18 protein-coding genes are annotated in these 19941 nt (G+C 69.5%); 6 read left to right on the plus strand and 12 right to left on the minus strand.

What is annotated here, in order from left to right:
• Nucleotides 1-20: 20 nt before the first annotated feature.
• Nucleotides 21-896 carry a formyltetrahydrofolate deformylase gene (gene purU, locus ACI3KY_RS08475; RefSeq protein WP_404929734.1) on the minus strand — a complete coding sequence of 292 codons (876 nt, stop codon included), beginning with the start codon at nt 894-896 and terminating at the stop codon, nt 21-23.
• Nucleotides 893-1777, minus strand: coding sequence for a methylenetetrahydrofolate reductase (locus tag ACI3KY_RS08480; protein ID WP_404929735.1), 885 nt, complete (start codon nt 1775-1777; stop codon nt 893-895). Before ACI3KY_RS08480 ends, purU begins: the two co-directional genes overlap by 4 nt.
• Before the next feature lie 338 nt (nt 1778-2115).
• On the opposite strand from ACI3KY_RS08480, the gene ACI3KY_RS08485 reads away from it, so the two are divergent.
• The 5 genes from ACI3KY_RS08485 (at nt 2116) to ACI3KY_RS08505 (ending at nt 6620) form a co-directional block, all read left to right on the plus strand.
• The gene (locus ACI3KY_RS08485; RefSeq protein ID WP_404929736.1) at nt 2116-3102 is read left to right on the plus strand and encodes an ABC transporter substrate-binding protein; all 987 of its coding nucleotides are present in this window, start codon (nt 2116-2118) and stop codon (nt 3100-3102) included.
• A 192-nt stretch (nt 3103-3294) separates the two neighbouring features.
• Nucleotides 3295-4128, plus strand: a complete 834-nt coding sequence (locus ACI3KY_RS08490; RefSeq protein ID WP_404929737.1) for an ABC transporter permease — start codon at nt 3295-3297, stop codon at nt 4126-4128.
• A complete protein-coding gene (locus tag ACI3KY_RS08495; RefSeq protein ID WP_404929738.1) occupies nt 4125-4949 on the plus strand; it encodes an ABC transporter permease in 825 nt (274 codons plus the stop codon). Before ACI3KY_RS08490 ends, ACI3KY_RS08495 begins: the two co-directional genes overlap by 4 nt.
• Nucleotides 4942-5763, plus strand: a complete 822-nt coding sequence (locus ACI3KY_RS08500; RefSeq protein ID WP_404929739.1) for an ABC transporter ATP-binding protein — start codon at nt 4942-4944, stop codon at nt 5761-5763. Before ACI3KY_RS08495 ends, ACI3KY_RS08500 begins: the two co-directional genes overlap by 8 nt.
• A complete protein-coding gene (locus ACI3KY_RS08505) occupies nt 5760-6620 on the plus strand; it encodes a PaaX family transcriptional regulator C-terminal domain-containing protein (RefSeq protein ID WP_404929740.1) in 861 nt (286 codons plus the stop codon). The genes ACI3KY_RS08500 and ACI3KY_RS08505 overlap by 4 nt, the downstream gene beginning before the upstream one ends.
• A 21-nt stretch (nt 6621-6641) precedes the next feature.
• Here ACI3KY_RS08505 and ACI3KY_RS08510 read toward each other — a convergent pair whose 3' ends face one another.
• The 5 genes from ACI3KY_RS08510 to ACI3KY_RS08530 all read right to left on the minus strand — a co-directional run bounded on the left by ACI3KY_RS08510 (nt 6642) and on the right by ACI3KY_RS08530 (nt 12357).
• Nucleotides 6642-7610, minus strand: a complete 969-nt coding sequence (locus tag ACI3KY_RS08510; protein WP_404929741.1) for a PaaX family transcriptional regulator C-terminal domain-containing protein — start codon at nt 7608-7610, stop codon at nt 6642-6644.
• 24 nt (nt 7611-7634) lie between these two features.
• Nucleotides 7635-8900 carry a cytochrome P450 gene (locus ACI3KY_RS08515; protein WP_404929742.1) on the minus strand — a complete coding sequence of 422 codons (1266 nt, stop codon included), beginning with the start codon at nt 8898-8900 and terminating at the stop codon, nt 7635-7637.
• Nucleotides 8900-10456 (minus strand): phosphonate ABC transporter, permease protein PhnE, encoded by a 1557-nt coding sequence (gene phnE / locus ACI3KY_RS08520; RefSeq protein WP_404929743.1) that lies wholly within the window; start codon nt 10454-10456, stop codon nt 8900-8902. The genes ACI3KY_RS08515 and phnE overlap by 1 nt, the downstream gene beginning before the upstream one ends.
• Nucleotides 10457-10538: 82 nt before the next feature.
• A complete protein-coding gene (locus tag ACI3KY_RS08525; protein ID WP_404929744.1) occupies nt 10539-11285 on the minus strand; it encodes a phosphonate ABC transporter ATP-binding protein in 747 nt (248 codons plus the stop codon).
• A 76-nt stretch (nt 11286-11361) separates the two neighbouring features.
• Nucleotides 11362-12357 carry a phosphate/phosphite/phosphonate ABC transporter substrate-binding protein gene (locus tag ACI3KY_RS08530; RefSeq protein ID WP_404929745.1) on the minus strand — a complete coding sequence of 332 codons (996 nt, stop codon included), beginning with the start codon at nt 12355-12357 and terminating at the stop codon, nt 11362-11364.
• Nucleotides 12358-12655: 298 nt separating this feature from the next.
• Between ACI3KY_RS08530 and ACI3KY_RS08535 the strand changes: the two genes are divergently transcribed.
• Nucleotides 12656-15292, plus strand: a complete 2637-nt coding sequence (locus tag ACI3KY_RS08535; RefSeq protein ID WP_404929746.1) for a hypothetical protein — start codon at nt 12656-12658, stop codon at nt 15290-15292.
• A gap of 166 nt (nt 15293-15458) precedes the next feature.
• Here ACI3KY_RS08535 and ACI3KY_RS08540 read toward each other — a convergent pair whose 3' ends face one another.
• The 5 genes from ACI3KY_RS08540 to ACI3KY_RS08560 all read right to left on the minus strand — a co-directional run bounded on the left by ACI3KY_RS08540 (nt 15459) and on the right by ACI3KY_RS08560 (nt 19919).
• Nucleotides 15459-15920, minus strand: coding sequence for a DUF3237 domain-containing protein (locus ACI3KY_RS08540; RefSeq protein ID WP_404929747.1), 462 nt, complete (start codon nt 15918-15920; stop codon nt 15459-15461).
• On the minus strand, nt 15917-17443 hold the full coding sequence (gene menE / locus ACI3KY_RS08545; RefSeq protein ID WP_404929748.1) for an o-succinylbenzoate--CoA ligase: 1527 nt from the start codon (nt 17441-17443) through the stop codon (nt 15917-15919). Before menE ends, ACI3KY_RS08540 begins: the two co-directional genes overlap by 4 nt.
• A 123-nt stretch (nt 17444-17566) precedes the next feature.
• Nucleotides 17567-18019: a MaoC family dehydratase gene (locus tag ACI3KY_RS08550; RefSeq protein WP_404929749.1), complete on the minus strand. Its 453-nt coding sequence runs from the start codon at nt 18017-18019 to the stop codon at nt 17567-17569.
• Between the two features lie 47 nt (nt 18020-18066).
• Complete coding sequence (locus tag ACI3KY_RS08555; protein ID WP_404929750.1) at nt 18067-18948, minus strand: amidohydrolase family protein; 882 nt, start codon at nt 18946-18948, stop codon at nt 18067-18069.
• Nucleotides 18949-18977: 29 nt separating this feature from the next.
• Nucleotides 18978-19919, minus strand: coding sequence for an SDR family NAD(P)-dependent oxidoreductase (locus ACI3KY_RS08560; RefSeq protein WP_404929751.1), 942 nt, complete (start codon nt 19917-19919; stop codon nt 18978-18980).
• Nucleotides 19920-19941 lie beyond the last annotated feature (22 nt).

Consider the following 19941-nt stretch of genomic DNA (forward strand, 5'->3'; position numbering starts at 1 on the left):
TTCGGGGACGGATGCCGGGGTCAGGTGAAGACGATGGTGCTGTTGCCGTGTCGGATGACGCGGTCTTCGGCGTGCCATTCGACCGCGCGGGAGAGCACGGCGCGTTCGACGTACGCGCCGCGGGCCTGCAGATCGGCGGCGGACATGGCGTGGGTGACGCGCGCGACGTCCTGCTCGATGATCGGCCCCTCGTCGAGGTCCGCGGTGACGTAGTGGCTCGTCGCGCCGATGAGCTTGACGCCGCGCTCCTTCGCCTTGCGGTAGGGAGCGGCGCCGATGAACGCGGGCAGGAACGAGTGATGGATGTTGATCACCGGCACGCCCACCTCGTCGAGGAACGAGTCGGAGAGGATCTGCATGTACCGGGCGAGCACGACGAAGTCGACGTTGCCCTTCAGCAGCTCGACGATCTTGGCCTCGGCGGCGGACTTGTCGGCGCCCTGCGAAGGCACGTGGAAGAACGGGATGCCGAAGGAGCGGACGTCTTCGGCGGTGTTGGTGTGGTTGGAGATGACCATCGGGATGGTCACCGGCAGTTCGCCGCGGCGGTGCCGCCAGAGCAGTTCGAGCAGGCAGTGATCGGAGGTGGAGGCGAGGACGGCCATCCGTTTCGGGATGGACTGGTCGGTGACGCGCCACTCGAGCTTCAGCGGCCCGAGGGTCTTGTCGAGGTCGGCCTCGATGTCGGGCAGCGCGGCCTGCAGCTCGGGGCGGTGGAAGACGACGCGCTGGAAGAACTCGCCGCCCTCGGGATTGTCGGAGTACTGGTCCAGCGTGACGATGTTCCCGCCGACGCGGGTGACCAGCGCCGTCACGGCGGCCACGATGCCGGGCTGGTCGGGGCCGTGGACGATCAGGCAGGCGTGGTCGCGATGAGTGTCGAGGTGCGTCGTCATCGGCGCGCCCCGGAGGACTGGGACGCGACGAACTCCCGCGCCCAGGTCGACGTCGCGAGCAGCCCGCCGAACGTGTAGAAGTGCAGCTTCACGTCGCCGGACTTCGGCTCGTCGGCGAGCAGCGCGGCCAGGTCCGACACGAAGCGGTCGGGGCCGGCGGTGCCCATGAGGTTGGTGAGCGAGAACCCGTACTTCTTCACGATCATCGCGTTCGCGCCGATGCCGAACCGTCGCGCGAAGCCCAGCAAGCGCTTGATGCCGGCCGGTCCCGGCGTGCCGATGCGGATGGGCGCGTCGATGCCCCGCTCGCGGACGGCGTCGATCCATGTCATCACCGGATCGGTGTCGAACGCGAACTGCGTCAGGATGACGGCATCCAACCCCTCCTGTGCGAGGGTGAGCGCCTTCTCGTCCAGGTGACGCCAGAGCACGTCGGCGGGGATGTCGGGGTGACCCTCGGGGTAGCCCGCGATCGAGACCTCACGCACTCCGAACTTCTGCAGCACACCCGAGCGGATCACGGTCAACGCGTCCGGGTACGGACCCTCCGGCTCGGCCGGGTCGCCGCCGACCGCGAACACGTGCTCGGTCGCGCCGACCTCCTGCAGGCGGCCGAGGAACTCCTCGAGCTCACCCTGCGACTTGAGCCGCCGCGCCGAGAGGTGCGGGACCGGCACGAAGCCCATCTCCTTGACCGCCTTCGCGGCAGCGACCCGCATCTCGAGGTCTTCATTGCCGAGGAACGTGACGTTGACCTTCGTTCCCTGGGGGATCGTGTCGCGCGCCTCTTCCAGGCCGGCGATGTCCTTGCCGGTCATCTCGAGCGAGAAGCCGTCGACGAGGGCGGCCGCCGAGGGCGATGCGGGGGTCGCGTGGGCCATGAGGGGAGGTCCTTTCCTCTTCCGGGTGCGTCTCTGCACCGCGGTAACCAGAGAATACCTATCGCCATAGGTAATGGCAATAGGCACGCTGTGCGTGCGCACCCATCTTCAGGGGGCCGACGCGCGGCGGAGGCGGCGACTTCCATTGAGCGGATGCCGGCCCCCTAGGGGTGCGCCTAGTTCACGTGTTTCGTGACGGGCGTCACAAAAGCATTGACAATCGATCCGCAGTGGCGCACCATGACTGTTGTCCGGCACGCCGCGGTGCCGACGCCGACTCCGGTCGGCCGGACGCGGCAGCCGGCACCCACAGCACCCGTCCTTTGAGAGGCCCGTCAATGAAGAAGAGTCTTGCCGTCCTTGGCGTTCTCGCCGCCGCCGCACTCGCGCTCAGCGGCTGCACCGATTCCGCCGTCACCCCGTCCTCCACCTCGACCGACGACGCCGCCGGTAGCGGGGAGCTCACCAAGGTCCGCGTCGCCGCGCTGCCCATCGCCGAGACCGGCGCCCTCTGGGCCGCGATCGACGAGGGCATCTTCGAAGACCACGGCCTCGAGATCGAGGTCGTTCCCGCGCAGGGCGGCGCCAACGCCATCCCCGCGCTGCTGAGCGGCGACATCCAGTTCGCCATCGGCCAGCCGTTCGGCCCCATCCGCGCCGACGTCCAGGACCTCGGCGTCGTGATCGTCGGCAACTACGCCAACAGCCTCGCCGAGGGTGACGACGTCAACGCTGTCGTGGCGCTGGGCGACTCCGGCATCACCCGCCCGGCCGACCTCGCGGGCAAGAAGGTCTCGGTGAACACCATCGGCGCCGCCGGCGACCTGACCATCCGCAAGGCCGTGCAGGACGACGGCGGCGATCCCTCGACGATCGAGTTCGTCGAGGTCGCGTTCCCCGACGTTCCCGCGCAGCTGGCCGCCGGCACCATGGACGCCGCGTGGGCGCCCGACCCGTTCCGCGGCATGGTCCTCGGCGACGGCGGTGTCTCGGTCGTCGCGCCGTACCAGGCGACCATCCCCGGGCTGTCGGTGCTCACCAACATCACGACGCAGGCGCTCCTCGACGAGGACCCCGACCTCGTCGCCGACTATTCCGCCGCCATGGAGGAGGCGCTGGGGTGGGCGAGTGACAACGAAGACGCCGTGCGCGCGGCGATCGCCACCAACCTCGACATCCCCGAGCAGGCGGCCGCCGGCATCACGCTGCCGACCTTCACGTGGGATCTCGCCGATGCCGGCATCGAGGACCTCGGCACGCTCGCGGTCGAGTTCGGCTACATCGACGCCGAGCCCGACTTCGACCGGCTGCTCCAGCAGCAGTAGGCCGCGAAGCGTGGAGTGGTGAGCGGATGCCGCGGCTCGCGGCATCCGTTCACCCCCACGCATCGCGGCCGGCAGCCCAGACGCTGCGGCCGACCTCGCTCCGCAGCATCCGCTCGCCCTCTTCCCTCCCCGCTCCCTCGTGGAGCCTCGCGCCGACGCCCGCGCGACCCGACCGCACCGATCGGAGGCACTGTGACCGCCACCGCTGACGCTCCCACGACCGTCGCCGGCGCACCGCGCGCCCGGCAGCACCGCACCATGCGCAAGCTGGTGCTCGGCGTCGCCGGCATCCTCGGGTTCCTGGCGACGTGGCAGCTGCTGCCGACGCTCGGAATCGTCAACCCCGCCTACTTCCCGACGGCGACCGAGACCATCCTGCAGCTGTTCGTGCTGTTCGGCGATCTGGAGTTCTGGCGCAACGTCGGCCGGACGCTGACCTCCTGGGCTCTGGGCCTGCTGATCGCGACGGTGCTCGCCGTCGTGCTCGGAACGATCATCGGCCTGGTGCCGTTCCTTCGCCGGGCGACGCACACCACGGTGGAGTTCCTGCGTCCGATCCCTTCCGTCGCGCTGATTCCGCTCGCGATCCTCATGTTCGGCTATCAGCTGCAGGCGGCGCTCCTCATCATCGTGTACGCGAGCTTCTGGCAGGTGTTCATCCAGGTGCTCTACGGGGTGGCCGACGTCGACGCCGTCGCCCGCGACACGGCGCGGAGCTTCGGCCTGTCGCGGGGATCGCGGATCGTCAACCTCGTCTTCCCGACAGCCCTGCCGTACCTCATGACGGGCCTGCGGCTCGCCGCGACCGTCGCGCTGATCCTCGCGATCACCGCCGAGATGTTCATCAGCATCCCGGGACTGGGCCGCGCGATCATGCTCGCCCGCGAATCCGGGCAGTGGACGACGGTGTACGCCCTCGTCATCGTCACCGGCATGCTCGGACTGCTCGTCAACCTGATCTTCCGAGGGATCGAGCGCCGTTCGCTGTCGTGGCACCAGTCCGTCCGAGGGGAGGAGGTCCTGTGACCCTCTACACGAGCACCGTCGTCACACCCCGCCGCCCGTCCCGGGTGTGGGCGAAGTTCGGCGAGAACACCGCCTATGCGCTCGGACTGCCCATCATCCTCCTGGTGATCTGGGGTATCTGGTCGTCGATCTCACCCGCGCCGTTCTTCCCGAGCCCGCTCGTCATCGCCGAGGCGTTCATCGAGACGTGGGTCGGACCGGCGTTCTTCGCCGATGTGCTGCCGAGCCTCGGCCGGCTCGCGATCGGCATCGTGCTGGCCGTCGGCCTCGGCATCGCGGCAGGGATCGTCATCGGCCTGGTGCAGTGGCTGCGGGAACTGCTCGAGCCCGTGTTCGAGTTCTTCCGCGCGGTGCCGCCGCCGGTGCTCATTCCGATCGTCGCCGTGCTCGTCGGCGCGAACGACCTCATGAAGGTCGTCGTGATCGTCGCCGGCGCGATCTGGCCCGTCCTGCTGAACACGATCGAAGGCGTCCGCGCGACCGACTCGGTGATGACCGAGACAGCGCGGTCGTTCGCCGTCACCTCGGGCGAGCGCCTGCGGTACCTCGTGCTGCCGTCGGCGAGCCCGCGCATCATGACGGGCGTGCGGCAGTGCCTCTCGATCGCGCTCATCCTGATGGTCATCTCCGAGATGTTCTTCTCGTCATCGGGCCTGGGCTATCGAATCGTCTACTTCCAGCGCAACTACCTCATCGCCGAGATGTGGAGCGGCATCGTGCTGCTCGGGCTGATCGGCATCCTGCTCGCGGTCATCTTCGGCTTCGTCGAGCGGCGCGTGCTTCGCTGGTACCACGGAATCAAGGAGGTGGAGCGTGCCTGACGCGCTGCGCAAGAGTGAGCCCCTGCTGAACGTCGAGCGCCTGCGCAAGGTGTACGAGTCGTCCACGGGGAACGTCGAGGCGATCGGCGACATCGGATTCCGGATGGATGCCGGCGAGCTGGTGTGCATCGTCGGCCCCTCGGGCTGCGGCAAGACGACGCTGCTCAAGTGCATCGCCGGGCTGCTCAAGCCGACGTCGGGTGTCATCGAGCTCGGCGGCCGGAAGGTCACCGCCCCGCCGCCCAATATGGCGCTGGTCTTCCAGGAGTACGGCCGCAGCCTGTACCCGTGGCTCACCGTCCGCGGCAACGTCGAGCTGCCGCTGAAGCACAAGAAGCTCAGCCGCCCCGAGCGGGATCGGCTCGTCGATGACGCGCTCGCCGCAGTCGGGCTCGAGCACGCGACCAAGAGCTACCCGTGGCAGCTCTCCGGGGGCATGCAGCAGCGTGTCGCCATCGCCCGCGCCGTCGCGTACCAGCCGGAGGTGCTCATCATGGACGAGCCCTTCGCCGCGGTCGATGCGCAGACGCGTGCCGACCTCGAAGACCTCGTGCGCACGCTCCACCGCGATCGCGGGATGTCGATCCTGTTCGTGACCCACGACATCGACGAGTCCGTCTACCTCGGCGAGCGGGTCATCGTGCTGTCGAAGTCGCCGACGTGGGTGCAGGAGGACCTCGCCATCGACCTCGCGCCCGAGCGCGACCAGATCACGACGCGCGCGCTGCCGCGCTTCACCGAGCTGCGCACCCACGTGTACGAGCAGATCCAGCGCGCCAAGCGCGGCGAGGCCGTGCGCCCGGAGGCCGCGTGAGCGTCGCAGCTGCGCGGACCACCGTCGCGATGCCCCCTCTCTCGGCCGTCGAGACGTCCGTGCTCACCCGCAAGCCGCGGCAGCTGCTGCTGGCGTTCTTCGGCGAGTACGTATGCGACCGGTACTTCGAGCCGCTGCGCGCGAGCGTGCTGATCGGCGCGCTCGAGAGCGCCGGCGTCGCGGCTTCGGCGGTGCGGACCAACCTCGACCGCATGGTGCACAGCGGCCTGCTCGAACGCCGCCGGCTCGGCCGTGAGATCGGCTTCGTGCTCACCGCGCACGGCAGCGAGGTGCTGCGCGAGGCATCCGGCCGCGTCAATGGCCCGGCGCCGTTCGAGCCGCAGGGCGAAGGCTGGACCCTCGTCACCTATACGGTGCCCGAGCACCTCCGCGACCTCCGCCATCGCCTGCGCGCCGCCCTGACCTGGTCGGGGTTCGCGGTGCTCCGCGACGGGCTCTGGATCGCGCCCGGCGCCGTCGACCTCGCCGCCGCGCTGGGGGCGATCATCCCGGATCTGCCGCCGGGATCGGTCAACGCGTTCTCGGCCGGCGAGCTGGACGGGTTCCCGATGGCCGAGGCGGTGCGCGTCGCGTGGGACGTGGAGCGCATCCGCGAGGCCCACGACGAGTTCATCGCGCACTGGGAGCGTGAGGATGCGGCATCCGATCTCCCTCCGCTCACCGCGCGCACCCTGCTGGTCGCCGACTGGCTCGCGCTGCTGCGCGCCGACCCGCGCCTGCCCCGGCAGTACATGGGCGAGGACTGGCCCGCAGACCGCTCGGCGGAGCTGTTCACGCAGCGCCACCGCGCGTTCGCCTTCCCCGCGGTGCGGGACTTCGCCGCGATCGTCGGCTGAGCGCTCGCGAGGACGGAGCCGTCAGGTGTTCCGAGGCGCGGGGGCGTCCGCATAGGCGGCGAAGGTGTGGTGCGACACCCGCTCCGCCAGCTCCGCCGAGTGCGGCTCGAGGAGGCGGCGGAACTCCGCCTCGGCAGCCGGCCCGGTCGAGTCGTAGATCGTCGAACAGACGGACAATGCCTGCCCGAAGGGGAAGTCATCGCCGACGAGCGACTGTGGCAGCATCGGATCGGCGTGGCGAAGCTCGCGCCACTCGCGCATGATCGAGGTGCGCAGTCGCAGCGCATCGCCATCATGAGGCATCCGCTCGTCACGGGTATCCGGACGTCGTGTGCGCCCACTCGCCTGGATCTCCGCCGCGACCGGTTCCCATCGGTCGAGGAAATCGCGGTACGCCGCGGCGATGCCGTCCAGTCCGAATGCGTCGCGTGCGATGACCGTGACACTCTCATCGGGCAGATGCGCACCGACGAAGACCGTCAACTGACCGACTGACGGTCGCACCGCGAGTTCTCCGACGATCGACTCCACCTCCGACCGGCGATCTCCCGGCCGGATCCACAGGCCGTCGTGCACGTTGCCGAAGCCCGATTGGCGCAGCCGCTCTCGCAGGGTGTTGCGTGCGCCTCGCTGGTCCTCCCCCAGGGAGTACCCGACGACGGTCCATGAGCCGTCCCACGGACGGGGGATGTGGCTGCGGAAGAGCAGCTCCACGTGGGCGTCGACCGACTCCTGGCTCATCGGGGAGACGGAGTACGCGGTGGTCCGCCCCCTCTTGACGCTGACCAGGAATCCCCGCTTCGCGAGGCGCTGGATCGCCGCACGGGCGCCGGCGGGAGTCACGTCGAACAGCTCCAGCAACGCGACCAGCGCCGCGGACGGGATCGGCTCCGCGCGGAGGTGCCAATAGTCGCCCAGAAGGACGATGAGAAGCTGCTGCGAGCGGGCGCCCTGCTGGTCGCGCGGGAGCAGATCGTCGGCTGGCCTCATGGAGCGATTGTGCCAGTCAGGCGGTCACGCGACGTTCGCCGGCGCGAGGGCGAGCGGAACGGCGCGCGGGCCGTACTCGAGCCAGTTCATCATCCGGACTTCGCCGGCCGGCTCGAACGAGGTCGTCCGCTCCAGGAGCGTCTGCAGCGCGATGAGCAGTTCGACACGGCCCATCGTGGCGGCCGGGCATCGGTGTGCGCCGCGCCCGAAGGCGAGGTGCGAGTTGTTCTTGCGATGCAGGACGAATTCGTCCGGCCGGTCGAAGGCCGCGGCATCCCGGTTCGCCGAAGGGAACACGAGGGCCACCGGTTCGCTCGTGCGCACCATGCGGCCGTGCACCACGGTGTCTTCCTTCGGCGTGCGCGCGAAGACGCGGTAGGGGGCGTGGAGGCGCAGGAATTCCTCGATGGCCGCGGGGAGGTCCTCCGGGTGGTGACGCAGGTGGTCCTGCAGGTCACGGTCCTGCGCGAGGTGGACGACGCAGCTGCCGAGTACGGCCTGGGGCGCCCCCATGCCTGCGACGATCATCTGACGGATCGTTGCGATCGCCGTCCGCTCGGTGATGTGGTTCGCAGGGTCCACGGCGGCGGCGTGCAGGCTGGCGACGAGGTCGTGTGAGGGGTCGGGGTCGACGGCGAGACGCTCGCGATACACGCGTTCCGCGATGTCGTAGAGCTCGGTGCTGCACGCGGCGATGACGTCGTCGTCCATGTCCTGGATGGCGAATCCGTAGCGCACCCCGATCTCCCGCACGTGACGGGTGAGCACCACCGGAACGCCGAGGAACGCCGCGAAGCAGTCGACGACGAAAGGTGCGGCGAAGTCGGCGACGCCGTCGGCGTTGCCCCGGGCGAGCATCTCGCTCACCAGCTCATCGGCGCTCGCGCGGAAGGTGGACTCGTGCGTCTTGACGACCGCCCGGCGCATCACGGGGTCGATCGCCTCACGATAGGCGGTGTGCTCGGGAGGATCGAAGTGCAGTGGCGGGCGCCGCGCTGACCGCGGGACGTGAGGCACGACATTCTGCACCGACGTGACGAAACGCTCGTCCTGCGCGATGGCGACCACGTCGTCGTAGGTCATCGCCGCCCAGAAGCCACCGAAGTCCTCGCTCCAGGGGAAGGGATCCGTCAGCCGCAGTTCGGCGTAATCGCGGTGTGCGCTGCCGAATGTCTCGTCGAGGGCGGGCGACCACTCGCTGGGGCGCTCGGAGCGCGTGCGCGTGTCCACATCCGCGGACGACGAGATGTTCTCGTCCTGCGTCGTGAAGCCGAAGGGGCAGGTGGCCATCAGATCACCTTCCTGCGCGCCCAGCGCGCGACGGACTCGAGGCTCACGACGACGGCGATGAGCCCGATGAGGATGCCGGCGGTCGTCTGGTAGTGGAGAGTGGCCACCGACTCCTCGAGCAGGAAGCCGATGCCGCCCGCACCGACGATGCCGAGCACGGCTGACTCGCGCAGCGCGAGATCGGAGGTGAACAGGCTGTTCCCGATGAAGCTCGGCACGAACTGGGGCCACACACCGCTGACGAACACTTGCACGCGATTGGCGCCCGTCGCCTCGAGGCTGCGCAGCGGCGCGGGGTCGACCTTGATGAGCGAATCCGTGAAGAACTTCGCCGCGAGCGCTGTGCACGAGATCGCGAGCGCCAGGAATCCCGCGAACGGTCCGAGGCCGAGTGCGGCGACGAACAGAAGCGCGTAGATGATGTCCGGCACGCCGCGCACGAGCACCATCAGCCCGCGCAGTGCGAGGGACAACGGCGCGAAGCGGATCAGATGGCGCGTCGACAGTACGGCGATGACGAGGCCGATGATCACGCCGAAGGTGGTCGCCGAGATGGCCATGATGACGCTCTCGAAGATCCCGTACGCGATGTCCAGCGTGAAGACGGGCGGGAAGAACCCCGAGATCACGGCGAGCGCGTTCTCCCAGATCCGCGCCAGGCGAGGAGAGTCGGCGAACAGCTGAGTGAGTGAGAAGACGAAGAGGGCGAGCGCTGCGACGCCGGAGCCCACGCGCAGGATGCGCGAACGGTTCCATCCCGGTGTGGCCGGCGCGCGCCCGGCTCCGTACAGCTGGGCGGTGGTGTGCTCTTCGGCGTGCTCGGCCAGGGCACGCTGGGCTACGTAGGCGACGGCTTCGAGCAGGAGCAGCATCACCACGATGACGAGGATGATGCCGAGTGCCCGGTGGTAGTCGAGGGATCCGATGGCAGTCTGGAGCGCCACTCCGATGCCTCCTGCACCGACGAGGCCGAGCACCGCGGAGGCGCGAATGTTGATGTCGAGGCGGTACAGCACGATCGACGTGATGCTCGGCAGCGCTCGGCTGAACGTCGTCGCGACGAAGTTCTGTGCCCGGCTCGCTCCCACGGCCGCCACGGCCTCCCGCGGGGCAGGATCCTGCTCTTCGAAGACGTCGGCGAACATCTTGCCGATCATGCCGACCGAGTGGAACGCGATGGCCAGCCCGCCGGCCAGGGGGCCGAGCCCGACGATGCGCACGAGGATCAGGGCGAAGACGAGCGAGGGGACAGCGCGGGTCACGACGATCACACCGCGAGCCAGCCAGGCGAGGACCCGCGGTCCGGTGAAGTTCCGCGAGGCGGCTGCGCCCAAGAAGACCGACGCGATCGTGGCGAGTCCGGTTCCTGCGATGGCGATCCACAGCGTCTCGAGAGCGAGCGTGACGAGGTTCGCGGGGTCGCCGACGGTGGGCGGCACCATGCGCTGCAGCAGCGCTGCGATGTCTTCCAGCCCGGCGATGAGGGCAGCCGGACGGATGTCGAGCCACCACATGCCGAACAGCGTGACGGCCAGGTAGGCGAGCGGGATTCCCACCGTCGCGGCCGATGCGCGTGGACGGCCGGAGCCCGGGCGCGGGGCCGCCTTCACCGGGGGTCGGTCGACGGTCAACGACATGTCAGGCCGATCCCGGCTGCTCGTAGACGGCGCGGATCTGCTCCTCGGTGGTGTCCGCGGTCAGGGCGTCGTGGACGAAGGAGCCATGCCGCACCGCAACGACGCGATCCGACACGGCAAGAGCGAGCTCGACTTGGTGCAGAGAGCAGATCACGGTGAAGCCGTCCTCGCTACTCAGCTTCTTCAGTGTCTGCAGCACCGAGACGCTCGCGTTGGGGTCGAGCGACGCGACCGGTTCGTCTGCGAGCACGAGCTCGGCCTCCTGCATGAGCGTGCGTGCGATGGCAACCCGCTGCTGCTGGCCGCCGGAGAGGGTGTCGCAGCGCTGGTAGCGCTCGTCGAGGAGTCCTACTCGCTCCAGATTCGCCGCCGCCCGCTCGCGCAGCTCCTTGGGGTAGCTCGAGATGCCGTAGCGCGGCATCCGCAGGGAGCCGAGCGCGCCCATGAGCACGTTCTCCATCGCGCTCAGCCGCCCGACGAGGCCGAACTGTTGGAACACGAATCCCACGCGGGTGCGAAGTCGCTGGAGGGCGCCCCGGCCGCACGTCGCCGGGTTCACGCCGAGGACCGACAAGGTCCCACCGGTCGGCCGGTGGCTGCCGTTGATGAGACGCAGCAGTGTCGACTTCCCCGCGCCGGACGGCCCGACCAGGGCGACGAACTGCCCGGCGGCGACCTCCAGATCGACACCCTTCAGGACCGTCTTGTCGCCGAAGCGCATGCTGACATCGCTGAGCGCGACACTCACGGCCCCCGTGTCGATCGGAGCGGTTGACTTGTGGGGCCTACGAGGCGCCTTCGGCCCGACCGGAACCGTCATCGGGTCATTCCTCACCGCGGCAGACGTCGGTCTTGAGCGTCTGGCAGATGGCGCTGATCACCTCGTAGTCGGATGCGGTTGCCGGCTCGAACGCGAAGGCCCCGGTTCCGCCCCACTTGCATGCCGTCTTCCCGGCGAACTGCTCGCCCCATTCGGCGGGCGCTTCGCGGTTCTGCTCTTCGCAGAGGCCGGCCTCGGACGCCGAGACGGCGTTGTACTCCGTCACCGCAGTGACGATCTGGTCGCGGAGCTTCTCATCCAGCCAGGTGCCGACCACGATCGGGGTGCCGGGGATCGGATCCGAAGTCCACACCGTCTCGGTGTCACCCTCCGCGATGATGCCGCGATCCGGCAGGATCGTCGTCACGAAGGTCTCCGCCACGAAGGCGATGTCGCAGTCGCCGGCCAGCATCTGCGTCACGGCGACGTCGTGCGATCCGACGAAGAGCGGGTTGATGTCGGATTCGGGGTCCATACCCGCCTCCGTCATGGCCGCCGCGGCGGTGAGGTATCCGGTCGTGGACGCGGGGTCGGTGAAGCAGACGTTCTTGCCCGCGACGTCCTCGATCGAGGAGATGTCCGAGCCGGGGGCGACGACGCCGACCGAGTTCACCGCGCCCGAACCGGCTTCGGGGGTGCGCTGGTCCTTCGCGATGGGTTCTACATCCGCGACGTCTGCCGCCAGGTAGTAAGAGAAGGCGCCGTACGTCGCGATGTCGACACGCTCCGCCACCTGCGCCTCGATGACGCCGGCGTTGCTGCTCACGGCCTCGATGCGCGTGGGGATGCCGGTGGTCTCCTCGATCGCCGCGACGAGCGGCAGGAAGCTGTTCTCCAGCTCTTCACTGTCATCCGTCGGCACGACGGCGAACACCAGTTCCGCAGGCGCATCCGACGGCGAGTCCCCGTCATCCGGTCGGGCGTTGGGGCTCGCGCCGCAGGCGCTGAGGAGCAGCCCGGCCGCCATGACGCTCGCGGCCAGAACCAGGGTCTTCTTCATGTCGGCACCTTTCGACTTCGGGAAGACGGCCGCGACGCTTCGCACCCACATTGGTGAGAAACACATTGAACAACGTCCGTCGTTGGAGGTGTGGTCTTTAAACGAAACCACGCATCGTTGCGATTGTCAACGGATCTGTTTCGCAACCGTTGACATCGTCAATCGATCGTGTCAAAGTCAAACCGCTACACCTCCCGCTGCGCACGGCGCCATAAGTGTCGTGTGCTCGGTCGACGAAGACCTGATGGTGCGACGCTCGACGGTGAGCCCGGCTCGCGCGCGTCGCGGAAAGGGAACGATGTCATCACGCTCGATCCGCGTCGGAATCGGCCTCGCCGCTTCCGCCGCTCTCGTCCTGGCCGCCGTCCCGGCGGCCGCGGCGCCGCTGTCGCAGCCCGCGGAGATCCGCGGACCGCTGCCCGGCGGCGGTCAGTACGTCCTCCACGAGCCCGCGCAATGGAACGGCACGCTGCTGACGTGGAGCCCCGGTTATGGCGGTGGAGGAGGAACAGCGTCAGCCGGGCCGTCGAACGAGGTCGTGTCGTGGCTCACCGGCCAGGGGTACGCCCTCGCCGGCGCGGCGGCCGGCACCGGATGGGCGGTCGAGGACCTCCTCGTGGCGCAGCCACAGGTCGTCGAAGCCGTCACCGCGGCGCTGGGTGAGCCCGAGCACGTCGTCGCGTGGGGCGCCTCGATGGGAGGTCAGGTCTCGGTCGCTCTGCTGGAGCAGCAGGCCGACATCTTCGACGCCGCGCTTCCGCTCTGCGGGTCGATCGCGGGCGCCATCCCCATGCTCAATGGTTCGCTCGACGGCACGTACGCGCTGAAGACGCTCCTCGCCCCCGAGGATGCGCGGCTGGAACTCGTCGATGTGACGAACGAGCCCGCACGGCAGGCTGCCTTCAAGGAGGTGCTCGACACCGCACAGCAGACGACGGAAGGGCGAGCGCGGATAGCACTCGCGGCCAGTCTCGCCCAGATGCCGACATGGTCGCAGCCCGGCACCGACCAGCCGGACAGGCACGACATCGACGCGCAGCAGGAGCAGTTTTACCGCATCTTCATGTGGGGCGCCGTATCGCCGCGGCAGCCGCTGGAGCAGCGGGCCGGCGGGAACTTCTCGTGGAACACCGGCGTGGACTACACCGACGCCCTCCGGCAGTCCGGCAACCTGCAGCTCGTCCGTCAGCTGTATCGCGAGGCCGGACTCTCGCTCGACGACGATCTCACGGCGCTCAACGCCGGGGAGCGTATCGCCGCCGACGAACAGGCTGTCGTCTACATGCAGCGCAACGCCACGCCGACCGGCGATATCCGCGGGCCCGTCCTCTCGCTCCACGAGACGGGTGACGCGGCGCCGGTGGTCGCGCAGGCCGGAACCTACGCGGACCGCGTGCGCGCCCACGGACAGACCGCGCTCCTGCAGCAGGCTTTCGTCGATCGCCCGGGGCACTGCGCATACTCCGACGCGGAGGTGGCGGCGCTGGTCACCGCCCTGCAGGACCGGCTCGACTCCGGCACGTGGAAGAACCTCGCGAGCCCGCCAGCCCTCAACCATCGTGCCGACGACATCGCCGAGAGCAGCGGACTCGAGCGCGGCGGCACGTTCGCCCGTCATCAGCCCGACTCGCTGCTGCGACCCGAGCGCGAGCCGGACGTCTTCGCGCCGCAGCCGGAAGAGCGCACCGCCCGCTCGGGTGCTCTTCCGGACGGCACGGCATACACCGCCATCGCCCCCGGCGCCTGGAACGGATCGCTCGTCGTCGTGCCAGGTCGCCCCACCGCGGACTTCGCGTCGGCGGGATGGCTGCTGCAGCGAGGCACGGCGGTGATCGGATACGACCTCTCCGACGGCTGGGACCTGGTGCGCGACCGAGACAACGCCAGTGCCGCCGTCGCCGCGTTCACCGACATCGCGGGCGCACCCGAAGACGTCGTGCTGGCCGGCCGGTCGCAGGGCGGACTCGTCACCCGCATCGTCGCTGATTCCGCGCCCGACTGGCTCGACGGCGCCGTGCCGATGTGCGGCGGGGGCGCCGGAGCGGTGAGCACATGGAACTACAAACTCGACACGGCCTTCGTCCTGCGCGAGCTCGTCGACCCGGCCTCGTCGATGCGGATCACCGGAATCGCGGATCTCAGTGCAGAGCTGGCTGAGCTGGACGCGCTCGTGGCGAAGGCCTCGGGCAGCGCGGAAGGACGAGCCCGGGCGAGCTTCGCGGCAGCGCTCAGCAAGATCCCCGCCCTCGACCCGGCAACGGGTGCGGACATCGTGGACCGCGAGGCGCGGATCGACCGCTACCTCGCATACATGCCGTTCGCGGTCGGCTCATTCGTGCGCGCGGGCTATGAAGCCACGGTCGGCGGGACCTTCTCGTGGAACACCGGCGTCGACTACGAGCGCGCATTGCGCGACTCCGGGAGGTGGAGCGAGGTCTCGGCCGCGTACCGGGACGCCGGGCTCTCCCTCGACGATGATCTGCGCACGCTCGCTCAAGCCGACAGGCTGGAGGCCGACCCCGAGGTTGTCGGGTTCGTCGAGCGCACGGCGTCGTTCACGGGCGAACTCACGGTGCCGGTGCTGTCGCTGAGCACCGCCGGGGACGGTGCCGGCTCCACCCAGGATGACGAGGCCTACGCCACGACGGTGCGCGAGGCGGGTGAGCGAGCGCAGCTGCGGCAGGCGTTCGTCCAGGCCGAAGGGCATTGCACATTCACCGCGGCAGAAGAGGCGGCCGTGTTCGAGACGATCTTCACGAGGATCGCCGACGGCAGTTGGCCGGCTACGTCCCCGAATGCGCTCGCGGGAAGGGCGGCCGCCATCGACCAGCAGAGCGGTCTGACGCTGGGGGAGGCCCGCTTCACGGCTTCACTGCATGGCGGCATGCCCGCGCGGATGTGGGATGCCGACGACTGGGGCTCGTACGGCGGATGACAGTGATCCCGCGCTCCCAGTGAGGTCCCCGGCATCCGTCCCGCGGATGCCGGGGCGTCGGCTCGCCGCCCTCGGCTGAGCTCGCGGATTCGCGAAAGGGTAGGTCTCCGCACGGAACCGCGCGGAGACCTACCCTTTCGTGAGTCCTGCCGGGGGGACAGGACCCTCAGGTGACGCGGTAGGCGACGTAGCGGACGCGGCTCGCCTCGCGGATGTACGACGCGACGTAGACCGCGCGCTCGAACTCGGGACGCGAGGCCGATTCCAGCGTCAGTGCGGCGCGGAAGTAGTAGGCGTCGGGGTCGACGTCGTCGCCGCGCAGCAGCGCCTCGAGCACGGCGGGATCGCCGCTGCGCACGCCGCGGGCGCGGATGTAGAGCAGCGACCCGTCGTCGCCGCGGGCGCTGTAGCGGCCGTCGATCTCGATGGACCCGTCCGCCCGCACGAGCTGCCAGTCGGCGCCGCCGGCGAGAATCGTGCCGGTGAACTCGCCGGCGATGGTGCCGCCGACCACCGGGATGATGCGGCGATGGCCGGCGCGCGTCATGCCGTGGTCCTCCAGCGGACCGAGCTCGGCGGTGACCTCGAACGCCGGCACGAGCGACGGCACCGGCGGGACGCGCGTCATCGGCCCTCGCCGAACCGCGCCCGCAGATCGGCCTTGCGCACCTTGCCGGACGCGGTCCGCGGCAGGTCCTCCACGACGACGACGTTCTTGGGCAGCTTGTAGCGGGCGAGCACGCCGTCGAGGCGGGAGCGCACGATCTCGGTGTCGACCTCGGCACCCTCTTTGACGGTCACGACGGCCCACGGCACCTCGCCCCAGCGGTCGTCGGGCACGCCGACGACGGCCACGCCCGAGATCCCCTCGATATCGGAGATGAGGTTCTCCACCTCGGCGGGATAGATGTTCTCCCCGCCCGAGATGATCATGTCCTTCAGCCGGTCGGCGATGTAGAGGTAGCCGTCGGCATCCAGGTAGCCGAGGTCGCCGGAGCGGAACCATTCGTCGTCGGTGAACGCGGCCGCCGTCGCCTCGGGCTGGCCGTGATAGCCGAGGAACACATTGGGGCCCGAGATCTCGATCTCGCCGACGGTGCCGCGCGGCACGACGTCGCCGTGCTCGTCGGTGATGCGCACCTCCGTGAAGAAATGCGGGAGGCCCACGCTGCCCTGCTTCTCGCGCGTCATCGACGGGGCGAGCGAGGTCGCACCCGGCGAGGTCTCGGTCATGCCGTAGCCCTGCGAGAACGACAGCCCGCGCTCCTCGTAGGCGTTGAGGATGCGGGTGGGCACGGCCGAGCCGCCGCACGTCAGCTTCTGCAGCGTCGAGAGGTCGGTCGCGGCCCAGTCGGGATGGTCGGCCAGCATCTGGTAAGTGGTGGGGACGCCGCTCAGCATCGTGACGCCGTGCCGCTGGATCTGTGCCAGCGCGCGTCCGGGCTCGAACCCCTTCTCGAGGACGAGCGTCGCCCCCTTGAGCACCACCGGCAGCGCACCCATGCCGAGCGAGGCGACGTGGAACAGCGGCGAGATCATGAGCGACACGTCGGTCGAGACGACGTCGTAGTCGACGATGCAGTTCAGCGCCACCCACGTGAGGTTGCCGTGGCTCAGCACCGCGCCCTTCGGACGTCCGGTGGTGCCCGATGTGTAGATGATCGCGGCCGGATCGTCGAGGCTCACCTCGGCGACGGTGTGGCCCACCGGGGCGTCGGCGACGAGGCGGGCGAGACCAGGGTGCTCCGGCAGGCCTTCGCCGGTGACGATGACGTGGGCGATCCGGCCGGTCTGGACGCCGGCCATCGCGCGGTCGAGGAACTCCGGGTCGAGGATGAGGGCGCGGGCTCCCGAGTCGACCAGCACGTGCTCCATCTCGGGCCCCGCCAGCCGGGTGTTCACCGGCACGAAGACGGCTCCGAGCTGTGCGACGGCGAACATCACCTGCAGGAACTGCGGGCTGTTCTCGCCGATGTAGGCGACGGCATCGCCACGACGGATGCCGCGATGCCAGAGCGCGGCCGCGACGTGGTCCGCGGCATCCGCCAGCTGTCGATAGGTGAGTTCGTCGTCACCGAAGACGACCGCCGTCTTGTCCGGGTTCTTGAGCCGTCGCCGGGCGAGCCAGAACCCGATTCCCTGCGTGTGCATCGTTGCGGTGTCCTCTCCTTCGAGGATGGTGATCGGTGCGGCGTTTCGTCTCGGTCGCTTCGCTCCCTCGCGCAACGACCGGGTCTCGGTCGTTGCGCGAGCGAAGCGAGACGAAACGCGTTCTCAGGCGTAGAAGCGGTACAGCCCCCGGGCGACCACCGCGGGCTTGTCGGCGCCCTCGATCTCGATGGTCTGATCGACGGCGAACTGGAAGCCTCCGCGCACCTCGGTGACCTCGGCGATGACCGCGCCGCCGCGCACGCGGGCGCCGACCTTCACCGGAGAGACGAAACGCACCTTGTCGAGGCCGTAGTTGACCTTCGTGCTGACGCCGGTGACGTCGAACAGCTCCGACCAGAACTTCACGGTGAGCGACAGGCTCAGGAAGCCGTGGGCGATGGGTCCGCCGAAGGGGCCCTCGGCCGCCCGCTCGGGGTCGACGTGGATCCACTGGTGGTCGTCGGTGGCGTCGGCGAAGAGGTTGACGCGGTCCTGCGTGACCTCGAGCCACTCGGTGAAGCCGAGGTCGGTGCCGGCGAGCCCGGCGACGTCGGCGTAGTCGACGGTGGTGGTCATGGTTTCTCTCCTTGGGTGAGGACGATGAGGGATGCTGCGGCCCGGCGTCAGCCGAGCCCCAGCAGTCGTACGGCGTTGGCCGTGAGGATGCCGGGCATCACTTCGGGCTTGAGACTGGTCTGCTCGACATCGCGCAGCCACCGGTCGGGCGTGAGCAGCGGGAAGTCCGAGCCGAAGAGCACACGGTTCTTCAGGTAGGAGTTCGCGGCGCGGACGAGCGAGTCGGGGAAGTACTTCGGGCTCCAGCCGGACAGGTCGATCCACGTGTTGTGCTTGTGGGTCGCGACCGAGAGGGCTTCGTCCTGCCAGGGGACCGACGGATGCGCCATGATGATCTGCAGCTCGGGGAACCGTGCGGCGACCGGGTCGAGCAGCATCGGGTTGGACAGGCCGAGCAGCAGCCCGCGTCCGCCGGGAAGGCCCGCGCCGATCCCGGTTTGTCCGGTGTGGAAGAGTGCGACGACACCCGCTTCCTGCAGCGTCTCGTACAGTGCGGAGTGCGCGGCGTCGGACGGGTCGAACCCCTGCACGGTGGGATGGAACTTGAACCCGCGCACGCCGTGTTCGTCGATGAGGCGGCGGGCGTCGTCGACGGCGGTCGGCTTGAGCGGATCGACCGAGCCGAACGGGATGAGGACGTCGTTGTTGCGGGCGGCGCCCTCGGCGATGTCCGCGCTCGAGATCGGCGACTGGCCGAGATTCGACTCGGCGTCGACCGTGAACACGACGGCCGCCATGTTCCGCTCCCGGTAGTACGCGGCGACGCCGTCGAGGTCGGGGTTCGGGCTGTCGGTGCTGAAGTACTTCGCCGCCGCGTCGCGGAGGTCGTCGGGCAGCGACGAGTGGCCGTGATGGTCGACCTCGATGTGCACGTGCACGTCGATCGCGGTGAGCGCGTCGACGTCGATCGCGGGTTCGTAGCGGGTCATGGCGGCTCCTGGGCTCGGCGCGCCGCGGCTCAGGCCGTCGCCGCGGGCCGCTGCAGCTCTTCCGGGAGCGGCGGGAACTTCTCGCCGACGGTCTGCAGGTCGCCGGCGGCGTCCGCGAACCCGGACGCGAGGTCGTCGTACGACCAGCCGCCGTCGTGGTACGCGGTCGCGACGGCCTCCGGGTGCGACCACACCTGCAGACGGTCGCCCCCGATGCCGATGGCCTGCCCGGTGACGCCGGCTGCGGCATCCGATGCGAGGTAGGCGATCAGACCCGCGACGTCGTCCGACGTGCCGAACCCGAGGTCGTGCCGGAAGAACGCGGGCATCGGCTCGCCCTTTTCGTCGGCTTCGACGGCGGCGGCGAAATAGGGCACGGTCGCGGTCATCGCCGTCGCGGCGACCGGGATGACCGCGTTGGCGGTGATGCCGGCCTTCTTGAGCTCGAGCGCCCACGTGCGCACCATGCCGACGATGCCCGCCTTCGCGGCAGCGTAGTTCGTCTGCCCGAAGTTGCCGCGCTGACCGGTGGGCGAGCCGATGCAGATGATGCGGCCGGGGATCTGGTTCTCGCGCATGTACGTGGCGGCCTCACGGACGCACGTGAAGGTGCCGCGCAGGTGCACGTTGATGACGGTGTCGAAGTCGTCGTCGGTCATCTTCCACAGCACGGTGTCGCGCAGGACGCCGGCGTTCGTGACCAGGATGTCGAGCCGCCCGAACGTGTCGACCGCAGTCTGCACCAGCTGCTTCGCGGTCTCGGTGGAGCCGACGGGGGCGACGACGGCGACAGCCCGGCCGCCCTCGGCCTCGATCGAGGCGACGGCCTCGGCAGCGGTGGCGTCGTCGACATCGTTGACGACCACGGCCGCGCCCTGCCGGGCGAGCTCCTGGGCATAGGCGAGGCCGAGGCCGCGGCCCGAGCCGGTGACGATGGCGACCTTGCCGTCGAGGGGGGCGTGCGAAGACATGCGTGAACTCCTTCGTGTCGGG

The organism is Microbacterium sp. ZW T2_14, assembly GCF_044987405.1.
Lineage (GTDB): Bacteria > Actinomycetota > Actinomycetes > Actinomycetales > Microbacteriaceae > Microbacterium.